This window comes from Cytobacillus purgationiresistens, assembly GCF_030813235.1.
Classification (GTDB): domain Bacteria; phylum Bacillota; class Bacilli; order Bacillales; family Cytobacillaceae; genus Cytobacillus; species Cytobacillus purgationiresistens.
Genome location: NZ_JAUSUB010000006.1, coordinates 46561 through 62020 on the forward strand (window position 1 = coordinate 46561; position 15460 = coordinate 62020).

General features: G+C 38.0%; 18 protein-coding genes, 1 pseudogene and 1 other annotated feature. Of the genes and pseudogenes, 2 read left to right on the plus strand and 17 right to left on the minus strand.

Going from position 1 to position 15460, the window contains the following annotated elements; translation table 11 throughout:
- Window positions 1–3: 3 nt before the first annotated feature.
- From obgE to radC, 15 genes and pseudogenes are all read right to left on the minus strand, one after another.
- Window positions 4–1293, minus strand: coding sequence for a GTPase ObgE (obgE, locus tag J2S17_RS08585; protein ID WP_307473846.1), 1290 nt, complete (start codon window positions 1291–1293; stop codon window positions 4–6).
- Between the two features lie 235 nt (window positions 1294–1528).
- Window positions 1529–2083 carry a sporulation initiation phosphotransferase B gene (locus J2S17_RS08590; RefSeq protein WP_307473848.1) on the minus strand — a complete coding sequence of 185 codons (555 nt, stop codon included), beginning with the start codon at window positions 2081–2083 and terminating at the stop codon, window positions 1529–1531.
- A 623-nt stretch (window positions 2084–2706) separates the two neighbouring features.
- A complete protein-coding gene (rpmA, locus tag J2S17_RS08595; protein ID WP_307473850.1) occupies window positions 2707–3000 on the minus strand; it encodes a 50S ribosomal protein L27 in 294 nt (97 codons plus the stop codon).
- Window positions 3001–3345, minus strand: a complete 345-nt coding sequence (locus tag J2S17_RS08600; RefSeq protein WP_307473852.1) for a ribosomal-processing cysteine protease Prp — start codon at window positions 3343–3345, stop codon at window positions 3001–3003.
- A gap of 12 nt (window positions 3346–3357) precedes the next feature.
- Window positions 3358–3666 carry a 50S ribosomal protein L21 gene (gene rplU / locus J2S17_RS08605; RefSeq protein WP_307473855.1) on the minus strand — a complete coding sequence of 103 codons (309 nt, stop codon included), beginning with the start codon at window positions 3664–3666 and terminating at the stop codon, window positions 3358–3360.
- A 12-nt stretch (window positions 3667–3678) separates the two neighbouring features.
- Window positions 3679–3759, minus strand: a sequence feature (ribosomal protein L21 leader region).
- Between the two features lie 47 nt (window positions 3760–3806).
- Window positions 3807–5270 (minus strand): Rne/Rng family ribonuclease, encoded by a 1464-nt coding sequence (locus J2S17_RS08610; protein WP_307473857.1) that lies wholly within the window; start codon window positions 5268–5270, stop codon window positions 3807–3809.
- 32 nt (window positions 5271–5302) lie between these two features.
- Window positions 5303–6169 carry a M50 family metallopeptidase gene (locus tag J2S17_RS08615; RefSeq protein ID WP_307473859.1) on the minus strand — a complete coding sequence of 289 codons (867 nt, stop codon included), beginning with the start codon at window positions 6167–6169 and terminating at the stop codon, window positions 5303–5305.
- Entirely contained in the window at window positions 6162–6938 is a 777-nt protein-coding gene (locus J2S17_RS08620) for a M23 family metallopeptidase (protein ID WP_307473861.1), read from the minus strand. Before J2S17_RS08620 ends, J2S17_RS08615 begins: the two co-directional genes overlap by 8 nt.
- A gap of 84 nt (window positions 6939–7022) precedes the next feature.
- A complete protein-coding gene (locus J2S17_RS08625) occupies window positions 7023–7172 on the minus strand; it encodes a hypothetical protein (protein WP_307473862.1) in 150 nt (49 codons plus the stop codon).
- Window positions 7173–7209: 37 nt separating this feature from the next.
- Window positions 7210–8013, minus strand: a complete 804-nt coding sequence (gene minD / locus J2S17_RS08630; RefSeq protein ID WP_307473864.1) for a septum site-determining protein MinD — start codon at window positions 8011–8013, stop codon at window positions 7210–7212.
- A 1-nt stretch (window position 8014) separates the two neighbouring features.
- Entirely contained in the window at window positions 8015–8692 is a 678-nt protein-coding gene (gene minC, locus J2S17_RS08635; RefSeq protein WP_307473866.1) for a septum site-determining protein MinC, read from the minus strand.
- Between the two features lie 311 nt (window positions 8693–9003).
- Window positions 9004–9522, minus strand: coding sequence for a rod shape-determining protein MreD (gene mreD, locus J2S17_RS08640; RefSeq protein WP_307473868.1), 519 nt, complete (start codon window positions 9520–9522; stop codon window positions 9004–9006).
- The gene (mreC, locus tag J2S17_RS08645) at window positions 9519–10421 is read right to left on the minus strand and encodes a rod shape-determining protein MreC (RefSeq protein WP_307473869.1); all 903 of its coding nucleotides are present in this window, start codon (window positions 10419–10421) and stop codon (window positions 9519–9521) included. The genes mreD and mreC overlap by 4 nt, the downstream gene beginning before the upstream one ends.
- 127 nt (window positions 10422–10548) lie before the next feature.
- Window positions 10549–11571 (minus strand): rod shape-determining protein, encoded by a 1023-nt coding sequence (locus J2S17_RS08650; RefSeq protein ID WP_307473871.1) that lies wholly within the window; start codon window positions 11569–11571, stop codon window positions 10549–10551.
- A gap of 159 nt (window positions 11572–11730) precedes the next feature.
- A pseudogene (gene radC, locus J2S17_RS08655) lies at window positions 11731–12033 on the minus strand (RadC family protein); the annotation flags it as partial.
- 126 nt (window positions 12034–12159) lie between these two features.
- Between radC and J2S17_RS08660 the strand changes: the two are divergent.
- Complete coding sequence (locus J2S17_RS08660; protein ID WP_307473874.1) at window positions 12160–12357, plus strand: hypothetical protein; 198 nt, start codon at window positions 12160–12162, stop codon at window positions 12355–12357.
- Window positions 12358–12620: 263 nt separating this feature from the next.
- Here J2S17_RS08660 and J2S17_RS08665 read toward each other — a convergent pair whose 3' ends face one another.
- Window positions 12621–14444: an ATP-dependent nuclease gene (locus J2S17_RS08665; RefSeq protein ID WP_307473875.1), complete on the minus strand. Its 1824-nt coding sequence runs from the start codon at window positions 14442–14444 to the stop codon at window positions 12621–12623.
- 303 nt (window positions 14445–14747) lie between these two features.
- Window positions 14748–15008 carry a YolD-like family protein gene (locus tag J2S17_RS08670; protein WP_307473876.1) on the minus strand — a complete coding sequence of 87 codons (261 nt, stop codon included), beginning with the start codon at window positions 15006–15008 and terminating at the stop codon, window positions 14748–14750.
- A 114-nt stretch (window positions 15009–15122) separates the two neighbouring features.
- Between J2S17_RS08670 and J2S17_RS08675 the strand changes: the two genes are divergently transcribed.
- On the plus strand, window positions 15123–15458 hold the full coding sequence (locus J2S17_RS08675) for a YolD-like family protein (RefSeq protein WP_307473877.1): 336 nt from the start codon (window positions 15123–15125) through the stop codon (window positions 15456–15458).
- Window positions 15459–15460 lie beyond the last annotated feature (2 nt).

Consider the following 15460-nt stretch of genomic DNA (forward strand, 5'->3'; position numbering starts at 1 on the left):
AGGTTAATCAATAAACTCAAATTCATAGTCCATTAATTTTACTGTATCTCCATCTTTTGCTCCTTTTTCGCGAAGGGCATCATCTACACCCATACCTCTAAGCTGTCTTGCAAAACGGCGTACAGATTCATCTCTAGTGAAATCTGTCATTTTGAATAGCTTTTCAATTGCATCACCAGATACAATGAACGTACCTGCTGGATCACGCTTAACAGCAAATTCTACTTGTTCTGCTTCATGCTTATAAAGAACGCGATGGACTCCTGTATCCTCTTCTTCATGAGAAAGCGGGAACTCAGGCGTTTCACTCACTTTATCCGCAATAGCAAATAATAGCTCTCTTAATCCACTGCGGGTAACAGCTGAAATTGGGAAAATTGGATAATCATCTTCAAGCTGTTCTTTAAACCTCTGCAGATTTTCTGCAGCTTCAGGCATATCCATTTTATTCGCAACAATGATTTGTGGTCTTTCTGTCAGGCGCAAGTTATATTCCGTCAGCTCATTATTAATGGTTACATAATCAGTATAAGGATCTCTGCCTTCGATAGCCGACATATCAATTACATGGACAATGACACGTGTTCTTTCAATATGTCTTAAGAATTGATGACCTAAGCCAACACCTGAATGTGCGCCCTCAATTAGCCCCGGTAGATCTGCCATAACAAAGCTTCTGTTATCTTCTGTTTCTACCATACCTAAATTCGGAACTATCGTTGTAAAATGATATTCTGCAATTTTTGGACGTGCAGAGGATACAACTGAAAGCAATGTTGATTTACCTACGCTTGGAAACCCAACAAGACCCACATCAGCAAGAAGCTTCAGTTCCATTACAATATCTCTATCCTGACCTGGTTCACCGTGCTCTGACAGCTCAGGAGCCGGATTAGCAGGTGTAGCGAAGCGTGTGTTGCCTCGCCCGCCACGGCCGCCTTTGGCTATGATAGCCGTTTGTCCATGTTCAGTTAAATCGGCAATAACCTCTTCTGTTTCTGCATCGCTAACAACTGTTCCAGGGGGAACTTTTACAACCATGTCCTTTGCATTTCGACCATGCTGGTTTTTAGACATGCCATGCTCTCCACGATCCGCTTTAAAATGCCGCTGATATCGAAAGTCCATTAATGTCCTTAAACCTTCATCGACAATAAATACTACATTAGCCCCTTTACCACCGTCTCCGCCGGCCGGGCCCCCTTTTGGTACATATTTTTCTCGGCGAAATGCAACCATTCCGTTGCCTCCATCGCCGCCTTTTACATATATTTTGACCTGATCAACAAACATACGATCAATTTCCTCCTATCTTGTAAAGCGAACATGGTTCGCTTATAGGCAACAAGCTTAAGAAACAGCACCATAAAGGAGTACTGTATCTTTTGGGTTATCCCTCACTTAGGATCTCGAGCCCACAAACCATTTTGCTATACATTTTCCAGCTTGTCTTTCTTCAGTATATTTACCTCGGAAGGACAATACCTTTATGTACATAAAAAGAATCGTGACTATTTAGTCGCAGACTTTACTCCTCAGTATTTTCTTCACCATAACGCATGAGCACATCAAAAGAGAGCTCTTGGGTAGTAAATGACTGAAGTGACAGCACTAAATCGGATGGAAAGTCTTCAAAAAATGATTCGACATCCTTCTTATGTATTATTATCCCGCTAAAATCAAAAAAGAAACGGACTCCTTGTTTTTGCGGCTCTATTGATACAGATAAATGATTGTCATTAAAAGGCTGGATAGCTCTATTAAGAAGGGAGAAAAAAGATTTCGTCCATTCTGCAAGACGGCTGTCGTCCAATCTATCGCATTTATAGCCCTCTAAAACATCATATTCAAGTTGAAACATATGATTTTCCCAATTATATGTAAACAGAAGTGATGCAAATTCAGGGAGATGCAAATTAGAAAGCTTAGCTTCCTGCTGGGCTTCCACTACAATCTCATCTATTATCTCTTTCGCTCTATCCACTTTGTTAAGAGCTAAGTTGCCTTTGATTAGTTGTATTTTGTTTAGCCAGTCATGCCGTGCATGACGTAGCACTTCTATGATATCCCAGTCTTTTTCCATAATTGACTCCTACACTTCGATTAAGGTTTTTTACGTTACTGCATGCTGTAAGTATATCAAAAAAGCATATAGACGTATGTACCTTTACGAAGAAAAGCTTAAATGTTTCTACTAAATCGCATAATTTAGCTAATATAACCAACTGAACCAAGAATAAAAGCATTTAGAAATTATTCAATTCTGATAAGTTTTCTAATTCTTAGCTGATTGAGGAAGCAATTTGGTATAAACTAGCAACTCGGTAAGCTTATCGCCTGGGTAAGTTAGATCTGCTTTTCTCTTTAAAGTCCAGCTTATCCCATCGAGATCTTAAGTCACATTGGAACTGAAGAGGCAAAATACACCTTCATTTCCAATGTGACTTAAGCTTGTGAGGCCAAGAGGATATTGGTCATGCAGGTGTTGCCACAGGACGTGGCAGGTCTAGCCTGCGCGCCCACCTCCGCATTTCTTTGTCCAGCTTCACCGCCTAAGACTCGAGGTCTTAAGTCACCTCAGAATTGCAGACAAAGTACGCCTTCATTTCCGAGGCGCCTTTAGCTTGTCGCCCCTGAACAGTCGCCTCCGCATTTCATATAAAAAGAAAACTCTAACCATTAATGGTTAGAGTTTTCCACTAAATCTTATGCTTCTTGAGCTGCAGGGTATACGCTCACTTGCTTACGGTCACGTCCAAGACGTTCGAATTTAACAACACCGTCCACTTTCGCGAAAAGAGTGTCGTCTCCACCTTTACCCACGTTTACACCTGGATAAATTTTAGTTCCGCGTTGACGATATAGGATGGAACCACCAGATACGAATTGACCGTCCGCACGCTTAGCACCTAGGCGCTTAGAGATTGAATCACGGCCGTTCTTTGTAGAACCTACTCCTTTTTTAGAAGCGAACAACTGAAGATCTAACTTTAATAGCATTTATTCCACCTCCTGCTTTTTGAAGGTTATTTTTATATTTTGTCCATAGCTCTCTTCTATTCCTCGCAATGAAACGACCATTCCTTCTAGCAATAGCTGAATCTTCTCATTTACATCTTCCGCAATCCCATCCGGAATGACACATGAGAGAAGACCTGTTTCATCGTGTTCAATGTCTGGAGTGATGCCAGTTAAGGCATGCACTGCATTAATTGCGCCGACTGATACAGCAGATACGCCTGCACAGACAATATCTTTACCTCTATTTGCAAAGAATGCGTGACCGCTTATTGTGAATGATTGAATGACTCCTGAACTTTTACGATTAATCGTAACTTGAATCATCTTAAAACAACCTTATGCGTTGATTTTTTCAATAACAACTTTAGTATATGGTTGACGATGACCTTGTTTCTTATGATAATTTTTCTTAGCTTTGTATTTGAAAACAGTGATTTTCTTCGCACGGCCTTGTTTTTCAACTTTTGCCGTAACAGTAGCACCTTCAACAACAGGGCTTCCTACTTTTACACTGTCTCCGCCTACGAATAGAACTTTTTCAAAAGTAACCGCTTCGCCTGCTTCTGCATTAAGTTTTTCGATGTAGATTGTTTGTCCTTCTTCTACACGTACTTGCTTTCCGCCAGTTTCAATAATTGCGTACATAACTGCACCTCCTCTAAGACTAAGACTCGCCATCATCAGGCGTTTTGCATAAAGCAAAATCTTATCACCTGTTCTGTGCGGTTGTAGCATGGGCGCTACAAACATAACATCAAAATATTATCATAAACTATTGAGTAATGTCAATGTAATTTCTGTTTTAATTCCTGCTCGCAGCCAAAGCGATTGATTCGATAATAAGGTTTTTCCGCTTCCTTTACAGCAAAAATAATTTTCATTCCGATTGAATCTTCCAGGCGACCTAGATGAAGGTCCTGCTCACCAGAGAAAATTGCCTTGACCTCATTTGTCGTTTCAACGAGAACCGCTTCTTCCGTTTGATGGCGATGCTCCCAAAGTTCTCTCTCAAGGCGAAAAGCAATCGTTTCAGCGCTTAACACTCTGCCTGTCCCTTCGCAAACCGCACACTTTTTTTCTAGGCTTTCAGATAATGAGACCTTAGTCTTTTTCCTTGTCATTTGCATAATACCTAGAGGTGTAAAGCCGATTAGCTTTATTTGCCGATCGTCTTTTTTTAGTGCTGACTCCATTTTTTTGAGTATATACTTTCGATCCTTTTCTTCCTTCATATCAATAAAATCGATTAATATCATGCCAGCTAAGTCACGCAGCCGAATTTGCCGAGCCGCTTCTTCTGCCGCCCACTCGTTTGTTTTAATGACCGTATCACGAAGACTGTGCTTGCCAGAAAACTTGCCAGTATTTACATCAATCACCGTTAAAGCTTCGGTTTCATCAAAAATGAGATAAGCGCCATTCTCTAACCAGACAATTCTTTTTAATGTTTTTTCGATTTCATGCTCAAGTTTATATGTAGAAAAAACATTTTCTTTGCCGGAATAGAACTCAACTGGCAGGGATGTAAGTTTTTGCAGTTTATTTTTTAACTCCAAATGATCTGTAGTGATTGTCCCTTCATCCATTTTCTGTATTTCTGCAATGGCTTTTGTTAAAAAAGTGTCTTCTTTATAGATCACACCGGATTTTTTCATGCTTTCGGCCTTATTCAATATCTCTCTATAATGATTCCGCTTCTCCTCTAACTCTGCAGCTAAACAATCATCAGGAGTATGAGCTGCGGAGGTTCGAATGATAAGCCCTTCATTATCTGTTTTTATTTCAAAGCCTAATTGCTTTTTTTGCTCACGAATAGCAGGATCTGTCAGCTTTTTAGATACAGCAATATAACGTCCTTCGGGCATGTACACAAGATGTGTACCTTGCAGTTCAATTACCCCGTTTAGACGCGGGCCCTTTGTTCCTGTAGCATCTTTTTCAATTTGGACAAGCAGCTTCTCGCCTTGATGAACAAACGAAGAAATACTTCGACTTTGCTTAGCCGAAGTTTCTTCTGCCTGTACATAGCTTGCCAGCTTATCTCTATGGAGGAAACCGCTTTTTCCCTCACCTATATCAACAAATACAGCATTTAATCCCGGTAGCACCTTTTCAACGGTTCCTAGATAAATATGACCAACGGATGAAGTAACCGTTGGCTGCTCAATATATAGTTTTTCAACAGTATCATTTTTTATTAAGGCGAACCTTTTTTCAGTTGTTATATAATTAATTACTAATCTATTCAATACTTGATCCTCGCTTTTTTTCACTTAGGCTATTAATAAATATAAACAAGATCGCCTATTTTAGCTGTCAGAATTTTATCAGAAAAGTAGGCATGGAGCAATTCGTTTTCATCCAAAGAACCTTTTTCGCTGCCTCTATTCTCAACAATTATGGAATGTTTACAGCCGCGCTGAAACTTCTCCAATACATCAATCACTGCATCCTCTTCTTTAACAACAAGGGGCTTTAAAGTACGAAAATCGCTGTTCTTCCCATAATGTCGTTCAAGAAGGAACCGCATAAAAACATATCTTCCTTGCTTCCATTCATAGTATAAAGAAAAAATTAAGAAAGCAAGTATAATCCATATATTTATATTCAGTGGGGTCGTAATTAGGATAAAAAGGAAAAAGATGACGAGTCCAACAGCAGATATTAATAGTGTTTTTCGATGTGCAACCGGAAAAGCATAGCGATATGATAAAAGAAGAAATACAAGTTTTCCGCCATCTAGTGGCCATAAAGGCAATAAATTAAAAAATAGAATCATCAAATTAAATTGAAAAAACAAAGTAAACATTTCCGTTGATATCCAAGAAAATTCATAGGCAATAAAAGCTGCCGCTATCATCCATACATGCTGGAGAGGACCAGAAAGGATAACAATAACCTCTTCCTTTAAAGGACGATTCCCATGTTCATCCATCTCTGCGACACCGCCAAACGGAAGAAGGACAATACGCTTTATTCTCCATGAGAAAAGTGCGGCTGCAGCTGCATGCCCCATTTCATGTATAAAAATAATCAATAACAATAGAGATAATTCCATAAAATGGGCTGTTATAATCGCCAATCCCATAACAACCCATAAAAGAGGATGGATTTGAATTTGTCTAAACAAATTAAGCAGTTTAATCAAAAGGAATCACCTGGAACGGGTCAACAAATTCATCACCCTTTTTAATAGCAAAATAAAATAAGCCTTTACCATCCTCAGTTGATGCCGCCTGTCCAACATCTGTTCCTTTTTTTATATATTCAAAAACCTTTACATTGATTTCATCAAGATTACCATACCAGGATTGGCTTTGATCTGCATGCTGAATGATAACGGTTTTTCCAAAGCCCTCTTTTTCTCCAGCGTATTCAATAAGTCCCTCATTCATTGCTGCAACCATTTCTCCTTGATTCGTTTCGATAGAAATTCTCTGTCCATTCTCTTCGAACTCTTCAAGAATTTTGGCGGAGGCGGGTAGAGCGTAGCCTGGATGGTTAGATTCTTTTACCTGCTCCTTCTCCTTAGTTGGCAGCAAAACAAAGGAGGTGCCAAACTTATCTTCATACCATTTAGAAACTGCAGCAAATTGAAAGCTTTTTTCCATAGTTTGTTCAACGTATGCCCTCGCCTGAGCCAATGAATCTGATTCATTTTTAAACATAATAGCTACTATTAAAAATAAACAAGCAGAAGCTAGTACCTTAAAGAAAAAGACTTCCTTACGAAATAATGGATGGCCATTCTTATCTTCAGGAGGAGGTCCATCATATGAAGGAAGTTTACTAAAGCCATAGCGTTCTTCATCATCCGGCCAAACTTGTTGATTATTCTTATTTGTTTTAGTTAATCTGTCTCTTTCTTTTTTGCGCTTAGCCATTTTTCTGCGTATTTCATCAGCTCGTGAACTCATAACATTCCCCACCCTATTCATTACCAGTTTGTACAAGTTTATGAGTTGTCCCAGTCGAGTATGACTGCAATAGGCCGATTAATTTTAATTAAGTGAAATCAAAGAGATGTCAGGGGTGATAAACTGAATTGCTTTTAGCCAAGCGAATTGACGGATAGGAATGCTTGTTGGGTAGGTATCTTTCCACATTATTAATGGCAGCACCTTTTTCAATTGTTCGCGAATTTTTCCCATACGAAAAGGACTGAGGAAATTCCCCAGCCCTTGAATGTTATTTAACACCAAAAAACTTTTTGATTTTCGTAAATACGCCTGGATTCTCTTCCTCAAGCTGTTGAAGCGGGACAGATTCACCTAAAATGCGCCGTGCGATATTACGATAAGCAATAGAAGCAACATTATTTGGATTCATCGCAATGGGTTCTCCATGATTAGATGCCTTAATTACTTGATCATCATCAGCGACAATCCCAATCAAATCAATCGATAAGTGATTGGTAATCTCTTCGACGTCCAGCATGTCTCCATTTTTCATTAAATGCGGACGGATACGGTTAATGATTAACTTCGGTGATTCAATATGTTCTTCCTTCTCTAACAGCCCGATAATGCGATCTGCATCACGGACTGCGGATACTTCTGGAGTCGTTACGACAATCGCTTTAGTCGCACCGGCTACTGCGTTGCGATAGCCTTGTTCAATACCAGCTGGGCAATCAATAATGATATAATCATAGTCTTGCTTTAATTCATCGATTAACTTCTTCATCTGTTCTGAATTGACAGCATTTTTATCACTTGTTTGTGCTGCTGGCAGAAGATACAGGAGGTCATCGAAACGTTTATCCTTCACAAGCGCCTGTGGCACTTTACAGCGTTCTTCAATTACGTCTACAAGGTCGTAAATAATGCGGTTTTCAAGTCCCATTACTACATCGAGGTTTCTTAGACCGATATCTGTATCTACTAGACAAACCCGTTTTCCTTGCAGGGCTAAAGCTGTCCCAATATTTGCCGATGTCGTTGTTTTACCAACACCGCCTTTACCGGATGTAATGACTATCGCTTCTCCCACACTAGAATCCCCCTTGCAATTTAGATAAATTTGGCCTAATATGCATCAAAACTTGTAATCTATCGATTGTAATTTGATTATCTTCGTCTATGTAAGCACATTCCATTTCTCGTTTGCCTTCTTCCACATTGTCATCAGGTGCTCTCGTTAAACTGTCACTGATGCGCAGCTGAGTTGGTTTCATAACAGAAGCAGAAATAACAGCTTCTTTATTTCCATTGATACCAGCATGAGCAATTCCTTTTAATGCACCCATGATGAATATATTACCACCAGCTTTTACCGTTCCGCCCGGGTTCACATCACCAATGAGCAAAAGGTCGCCTGGAACCTCTAACACCTGACCTGATCGAATAATCCGTGCAATCGACAGTATTTCGTTGTCTTGCTTTAATTTTTCCGCCTCATTTTTTGTTATAACATTAGAGCGGACCGATTCTACAACGAGGTTTTTCTTCTGTCTAATAAGCTCTTTTATTTCCTCTTCTTGAGCTTCCGACAAATATCGATTGCCTGTATGCACCATAACTGAAATTAACCGGTCTTCACTAGAACGGCTGCTTTCAGTTAACTTTTGATTTAATTCTTTTTTTAATTCTTCATAGGAACATACATCATCAAGATGAAGCGTAAGCCCATCTTTTGTGCCTTTTATTGTTACATTTTGTTTTCTATTCATTTCAAGATGTTCACCTCAAGAAAAGCTCCAGCGTCCAGTGAGCAAACTTATATATATAGACCCTAGAAAACATGTGGGTCATATCGCTCAACCGCATTCTGATTCACAGATTTTTTCTGATATTATGAAAGAATTCGACAGAAGCCTACTAAATTCCTTTTTCTCATCAATTGAATCTTATTCGAGAGATGCACATATAAAAGCATCTCCGGTCATTCTACCTATGACTTAACTAAGAGGTCCATACGAAAACATAATACAAAAGAGATTTTAATCAAAGAAAACCGGAGAATTAACCGGTTTCTTATTTATTATTCCGACAAACTTTCAATAAACTTTTCAAAATGTCTCTTTAAAGGATAGACTGCCAAAATGATAAAAACTAAATTTATTATGAGGGTCGGAATGAGCCTAATAAATGAGAAGTCCGCAAACGTCATTTCAGTACGGCCTATGATGAGATTCATACCATAGGATCCACTCTCTAAAACTGCCACACCAAAGAGCACGACTAGACTCGTCACGACCATATTATTTTGCAGCACTCTCATCACTTGTGAAACGATATAGGCTATCACAGGAAACAAGAATAGATAAATGCCAATCACTTCTATATAGACTATATCAAATAATAACCCGAAAATGACCCCATATAGGATCCCGTACTTTGCCGATCCATAGATTGTCAAAAAAAGAATCGCAATCATTAAGAAATGCGGTATAAGAAAGCGCTCACCCCCAAAAAATTCTTTTGGTGGGACCATCTGCACAAAAGTACTCTCAAACACAAAAAGCAGAATGAATAAGAGAGGGAGAATGACCTTTCTCAATTGTCTTCCTCCTCATTGGATCGCTGTAGCTCCTTTTGTATCTCCGGACTCATGCTGCTGATTTTGGCTACCATTACATGCTGAATATCATATAAGTCCGCTCCTGGCTCAATATAAGCCGTTTGAGTAAGACCGTATTCAGCTGGCGTCACTTCAACTACTTTTCCAATCGGAAGCCCCTCTGGGAAAACGCCACCCAATCCTGAAGTAACAACAGCTTGATCTTTTTCAATTTTCGCATCATATGGAATCTTAGTTAAAAGCAAAAGCTTTCTTTTCTCATCATAACCCTCGATCAGACCAAATACTTTTTCGTTTTTCTTATCACCCGACACTTGTACAGCCGCAGAAATGCGATTGGTCGGATCCATAGAACTTAAAAGCTGCACAGTTGAAGTAAATGTTTGTGAACTTTTGACTTTTCCAATCAAGCCGTTTGATGTAATGACAGCCATGTTTGGTTCAACGCCATCCCTTGACCCCTTATTAATTGTCAAAAGCTCATGCCATCTATCCGGATTTCTGCCTACAACTGCTGCATGCACCGGATCAAACGCACTTAAGCTACCCTCTTTATCAATTACTTCACGAAGCTCATCATTGTCTTTTTGCAGCATTTGCACTTCCGCTTCTAAAAATGCAAGCTCATCTAATCTGGACTTCAGTTCTTTGTTTTCCGTGTATGTATTTTGCAAGTCTTGCACATTTTCAAAGAAACCAGCTATATATTGCGTCGGGCCTGAAACAGTATTTTGTACCCAACCGGTCATATCTTTTAAAAATTGCTCTGGCCATGTCACATTTTCTCGTTCTCTTAATGAGAACCCAATTAATGCCACAAGAATAATGATGCTAACAAGCAAAATAATCAGGCGTTTATTCAAAAAGAACTGTGGCATTTTGAACACCTCGATTTATTAAGATTTCTGCCTTGCGTTGTATAACCAGGAGAATGAGGCATCAATGCACACTTCATCGATGCCTTTAAACTCGCTCCTGCCTTCATGCCGCAAATGCCTTTACACATTAACGGGAATCCTTGACTTTATTTTTAAATAAATTGATATGTTCTAAAGCTTTTCCAGTGCCGATTGCTACACAATCCAGTGGATTTTCTGCAATTAATACCGGCATTTTTGTTTCCTCGCTAATCACTTTATCCAAGTTGCGCAACAATGCACCGCCACCAGTTAATACAATTCCGCGATCCATAATATCTGCTGCTAGCTCAGGTGGAGTTTTTTCCAAGGTCACTTTCACCGCATCTACAATAGCAGAAACTGTGTCGCGAAGCGCCTTTGAAATTTCCTCGGCAGTAATTTCGATCGTTTTCGGTAAGCCTGTCAGTAAATCACGGCCTCGAATTTCGATATTGTCGACACCTTCAGGTTCACCTGCTGAGCCCACTTCAACTTTAATCATTTCAGATGTACGATCACCAATCATTAAGTTATATGTTTTACGAATATAATTTATAATTGCATCATCCATCTCATCACCAGCAATGCGGATTGATTGGCTAGTTACAATGCCACCAAGAGAAATAATCGCTACTTCAGTTGTACCGCCACCAATATCTACCACCATGCTTCCAGTTGGCTCCCATACAGGAAGATTAGCGCCAATAGCAGCTGCAAATGGCTCTTCAATTGTATAAGCATCACGTGCGCCTGCTTGACGAGTAGCATCAACAACTGCACGTTCTTCAACTGCAGTAATTCCTGAAGGAACACAAACCATTACATAAGGCTTGCCTGCAAAAATACCATTATTTTTATTTGCTTGCTTGATATAGTATTTCATCATAACCGCTGTTGTTTCATAATCAGCAATTACTCCATCTTTCATCGGACGTAATGCAACGATATTTCCAGGAGTCCGGCCAATCATATTCTTTGCATCATTACCGACAGCAACAATACTTTTCGTATCTGTTTGAAGTGCTACAACAGATGGTTCTCTTACTACAATTCCTTTTCCTTTAACAAATACTAGCGTATTAGCTGTACCTAAATCTATTCCAAGGTCTTTAGTCCCGATTCCAAACATAATTTGTATCTCCCTTTCTGATACCTATACAATTTTATATATAAGGTGAAAATCTAATCTTTTTTCTATTATTTGGTTTAAAAGCAGTATTTTTTTTTAAGTATTTACGTAAAAAATCATAAACAATATTATATCGTATCATCAAATAAAAACATAGTGTTATAAATAACCTTTTTCCTTTAAGCTGACAAATTTCTTTTCCCCGATTATTATATGATCGAGAATCTCAATGCCAATTATTTTACCGCATTCAGCAAGCCGTTTTGTTACATCGATATCCTCTCTACTTGGTTCTGGATCGCCGGAGGGATGATTGTGAAGACATATGATAGAAGCTGCGGATCGGCGGAAAGCTTCTTTATACACTTCCCTAGGATGCACGATAGAGGCATTCAAGCTACCAATAAAAATCGTTTGCTTACTTAATACCTGATTCTTGGTATTTAAGTAGAGGCATACATACTTTACGTAAATACAATTTATTTCTCATTGTAATATGTACCTCAATTTGAATGTTACCACAAAGATTTATAAATAGCCCTTTCTGTCTTTATAAATTTCAAATTCTTATGATGGAGGTACGTTTAAGTGGTAGTTTTGAGATGGTATGAGAAGTTAATTGTGCATGCTGCGATCTTAGCAGTTACTATATTTTTAGGTGTAACTGTTTGGTTAATGGTAGACATGGGGTATGAAAGCATAGCAATTTCAACAGGCTTGATTTACTTTACAGGATTAATTATTACGTTAACAGAAATGAATAAACAAGGTGAAGGCGAACAGTAATGCCTTTGTACCTAAGCAATCTAAAAAGCGCCCTCATTATTGAGGAGCGCTTAAAATTTTTTTATATAGCGTTCCCCAATTGCTTAAGTACATTCAAAATCAACGGTGAAACTTGAATCAACACATACTCTAACGTACTATTTTGGATAGCCGTCCAAGCCTTCTCTGAAATACACATCAAAAAGAGAAAGCATGCACCAACAATAATGACAGAAGCAACAGGAAAACTAAGAGCGACTAATATGTCTTACATCTATGAAGGATTAAAGAGGTTCAACCAATTCATCCGTTCCTCGATTTTCAAGTTCGGTCAAAAGTTCAGAGGTAGTTTCCCATTCAATACATCCATTCGGAGTAGATGCTGTATGGTCAATAAGTGCTTTAAGCAGCTGACGAACTCTATCGAATGCATCAGTGTCCTCAGTCAATGTCATCAATGCATTATAGGGTTTTTCTCCTTTTACTTCCTCGTTAAAGTATGCCTCTTCAAAATTTGGAACAGATGCTAAAAGTCGCACTTTATCAGGAGTATTATGCATTCTTATCGATTCAATTATTTTCTCATTCGATGTCCAAGCCTTATTTTTCTTTGGTTCACCATTAATTTTTATCTTGTTTGTATAGGGTCTGTCGCTGTCATGAAGAACTGAATAAGATGAATCAAAGTGATTTAGAATTTTCACTAGCGATGCAATGGTATCTTTTCCTCTTGCCCTAATAATGTGAACCCCCTTAAATAGTTCAGGTTCTGACTCCAATATATATTTGAATGCAGTATATTCAGTATCTCCTTCAACAATAATTGAATGACCTCCAAAGAAGAATTCTGCGACATAGGGATCAAACATATTCAAAAGTTTTAATCTTTTTTTATCATTAATATCAAGTAAAGCCCTTTTTGGTCTAAATAAAGTTGTCCCTTTTATATCTCCACTATCACTACGTTCCACTCTTACAATTGTGGTATTATCTCTTGCTAAATCTATAAATGCAGGCGAATGAGTAGTAACCATGACCTGCCAATTTCTATTTTTAGGAAGATCATAAAGACTTTTACACGCCTCACGAATAGCACTAGGATGTAAACAGAGCTCCGGTTCATCTAATAGTAAAACATGAGGTCTTTCGCTCTTCTTTTTCTTACTTAGTTCAGTCTCATTTACAAAACGAAGTGCAGCCCATAAGAGTGTTCTTCTGGCTCCGCTACCTTGCCTTGCAATTGAACTTTGGTAACCTCCCTGTGGTCCCATTAATAGTTGGGATTTTGCTTTAAATAAATTTATACTTTTTTCAAGATCTTCGTGAGGTCTAGCATCAAATTTAACTTCATATCCAGGGAAAACATCATTAATTAGAGATGATAACTCGTTTTCTGCATGGACTATTTGCTCTTTTGAATCCAATAAGATTTGTTCTTGCATTTCCTGAATTGAGTTTAATAACTTTTCATAGTCAGTTTCTCCTTCGTCACTTTCATCTCTTGATTTATTTGTTGAAATGCTTTTTACTCGCTCTGAGATAATAGAAGATAGTATTTCTGTAATTTCATTTGCTTGTTTTTCAGGGTTTTCAAACGCTTCTACTAAATGGGCTTGTGGCCGCTGAGAATTTGCCACATTAGGTGCACCCCAAGGAACATTTTCTGACCATTCTTCTTGTTCAACATCATATCCTCTTCTTTTAGGTGCACCCACATCTTCCCAAATCCACTGTTCACGGACATATTTTTCTTGCGTCACTTCGTCCACTCTAATCCAGCGCTCGCCGGGACTATTATCATGAACAACAGTATGCAACTCTATTTCAGGATAAAAACCTTTAATAATTTCTCCATTAGGAAAATCATCAATTGACAGTTTACCTGCGTTAGAGCCTTGAGACATAATTACTTCATACGCTTTTAAAATAGTGCTTTTCCCAGCGTTATTTGAACCAACTAAAACAACTATATCATCCAACTCAATTTCAACCGGTTTGTTTCCAATACACCTAAAGTTTTTTATTATTAGTTTACTTAATCGAGGTCTAGGTACTTCTGGATTACTCGATTCCAAAGTTACTTCTAATTCTGTCTTTTTTTTAGCCATAATTAACTCCTCCATTTCTAGAATCTAACAAATAATTCATCTTTTAAATCAATGCAAATGACCTATATAATTTCCATTATATTCTACCACTTTTAAATATACAAAATAAAGAATTTTCTTATTTTATATCCTTTTTTGTATTTTTTAAGGAAAATTCTATTTCAGAGATATTTAATGAATAATATTAAGGAAAAAAACTTAGAGTTCAATAAGCATTGCTTTTTATTCAATTTGTGGAGAAATGTACTTAAACTAACAGTGGCTTTTGTAGAATAACCTCTTTTAAATTTCAAAAGCGCCCTCTTATTGAGGAGCGCTTTGAATGGATAATATATCTATGAACTTCACTTTAATCGTGTTATAGCTACTTTCAATATGTATAAGCTGAGATTGTACATCAAGCTTAACTATTTTCCCTTGTACGGGTTCTCTTTGCCATAAAGTAATCAAAACATCACTTTTCTCTCTATGAGCTTCAACTACTGCATTTCCCAATTCTTCTAATTCAAATTCATCCCTTGAAGGTCGCTGAGGTTTAGACTTCTTAGGCATTTTTACTCCCATTATCTTCACTCCTCATTCATCTTGTTACCATAAATTATATACGAACTTTTGTTCTATTTCAATTGATAAAGGAACATATGTTTGCATATAATATAAACGTAAGGGGATGGAATTATGATTCGTGACCGTGGGAAAATGAAATGGCAGAGCGCTTTTTTTATGCCGGAACATGTGAAGATACTTAAAGATATTGAGGTTGATGCCAATAAAACATCAAAGCCGCAGCTCGATGAGCAGCAATTGGAAGAAATACAAATTGTTATTATGGATTCTTTTGATTACAGCCTGCCTATTAAGATTTCCACTTGGCAGAATGGTTTCTCCAATCATATGACTGTAATCGTTGATAAATTGGATATGATAAAGAAAGAAATTAGGGTGGAAATTCAAACTGATTATGAAATGAAATGTATACATATCGATAAGATAATTGCTGCTGAAAGGATATGACA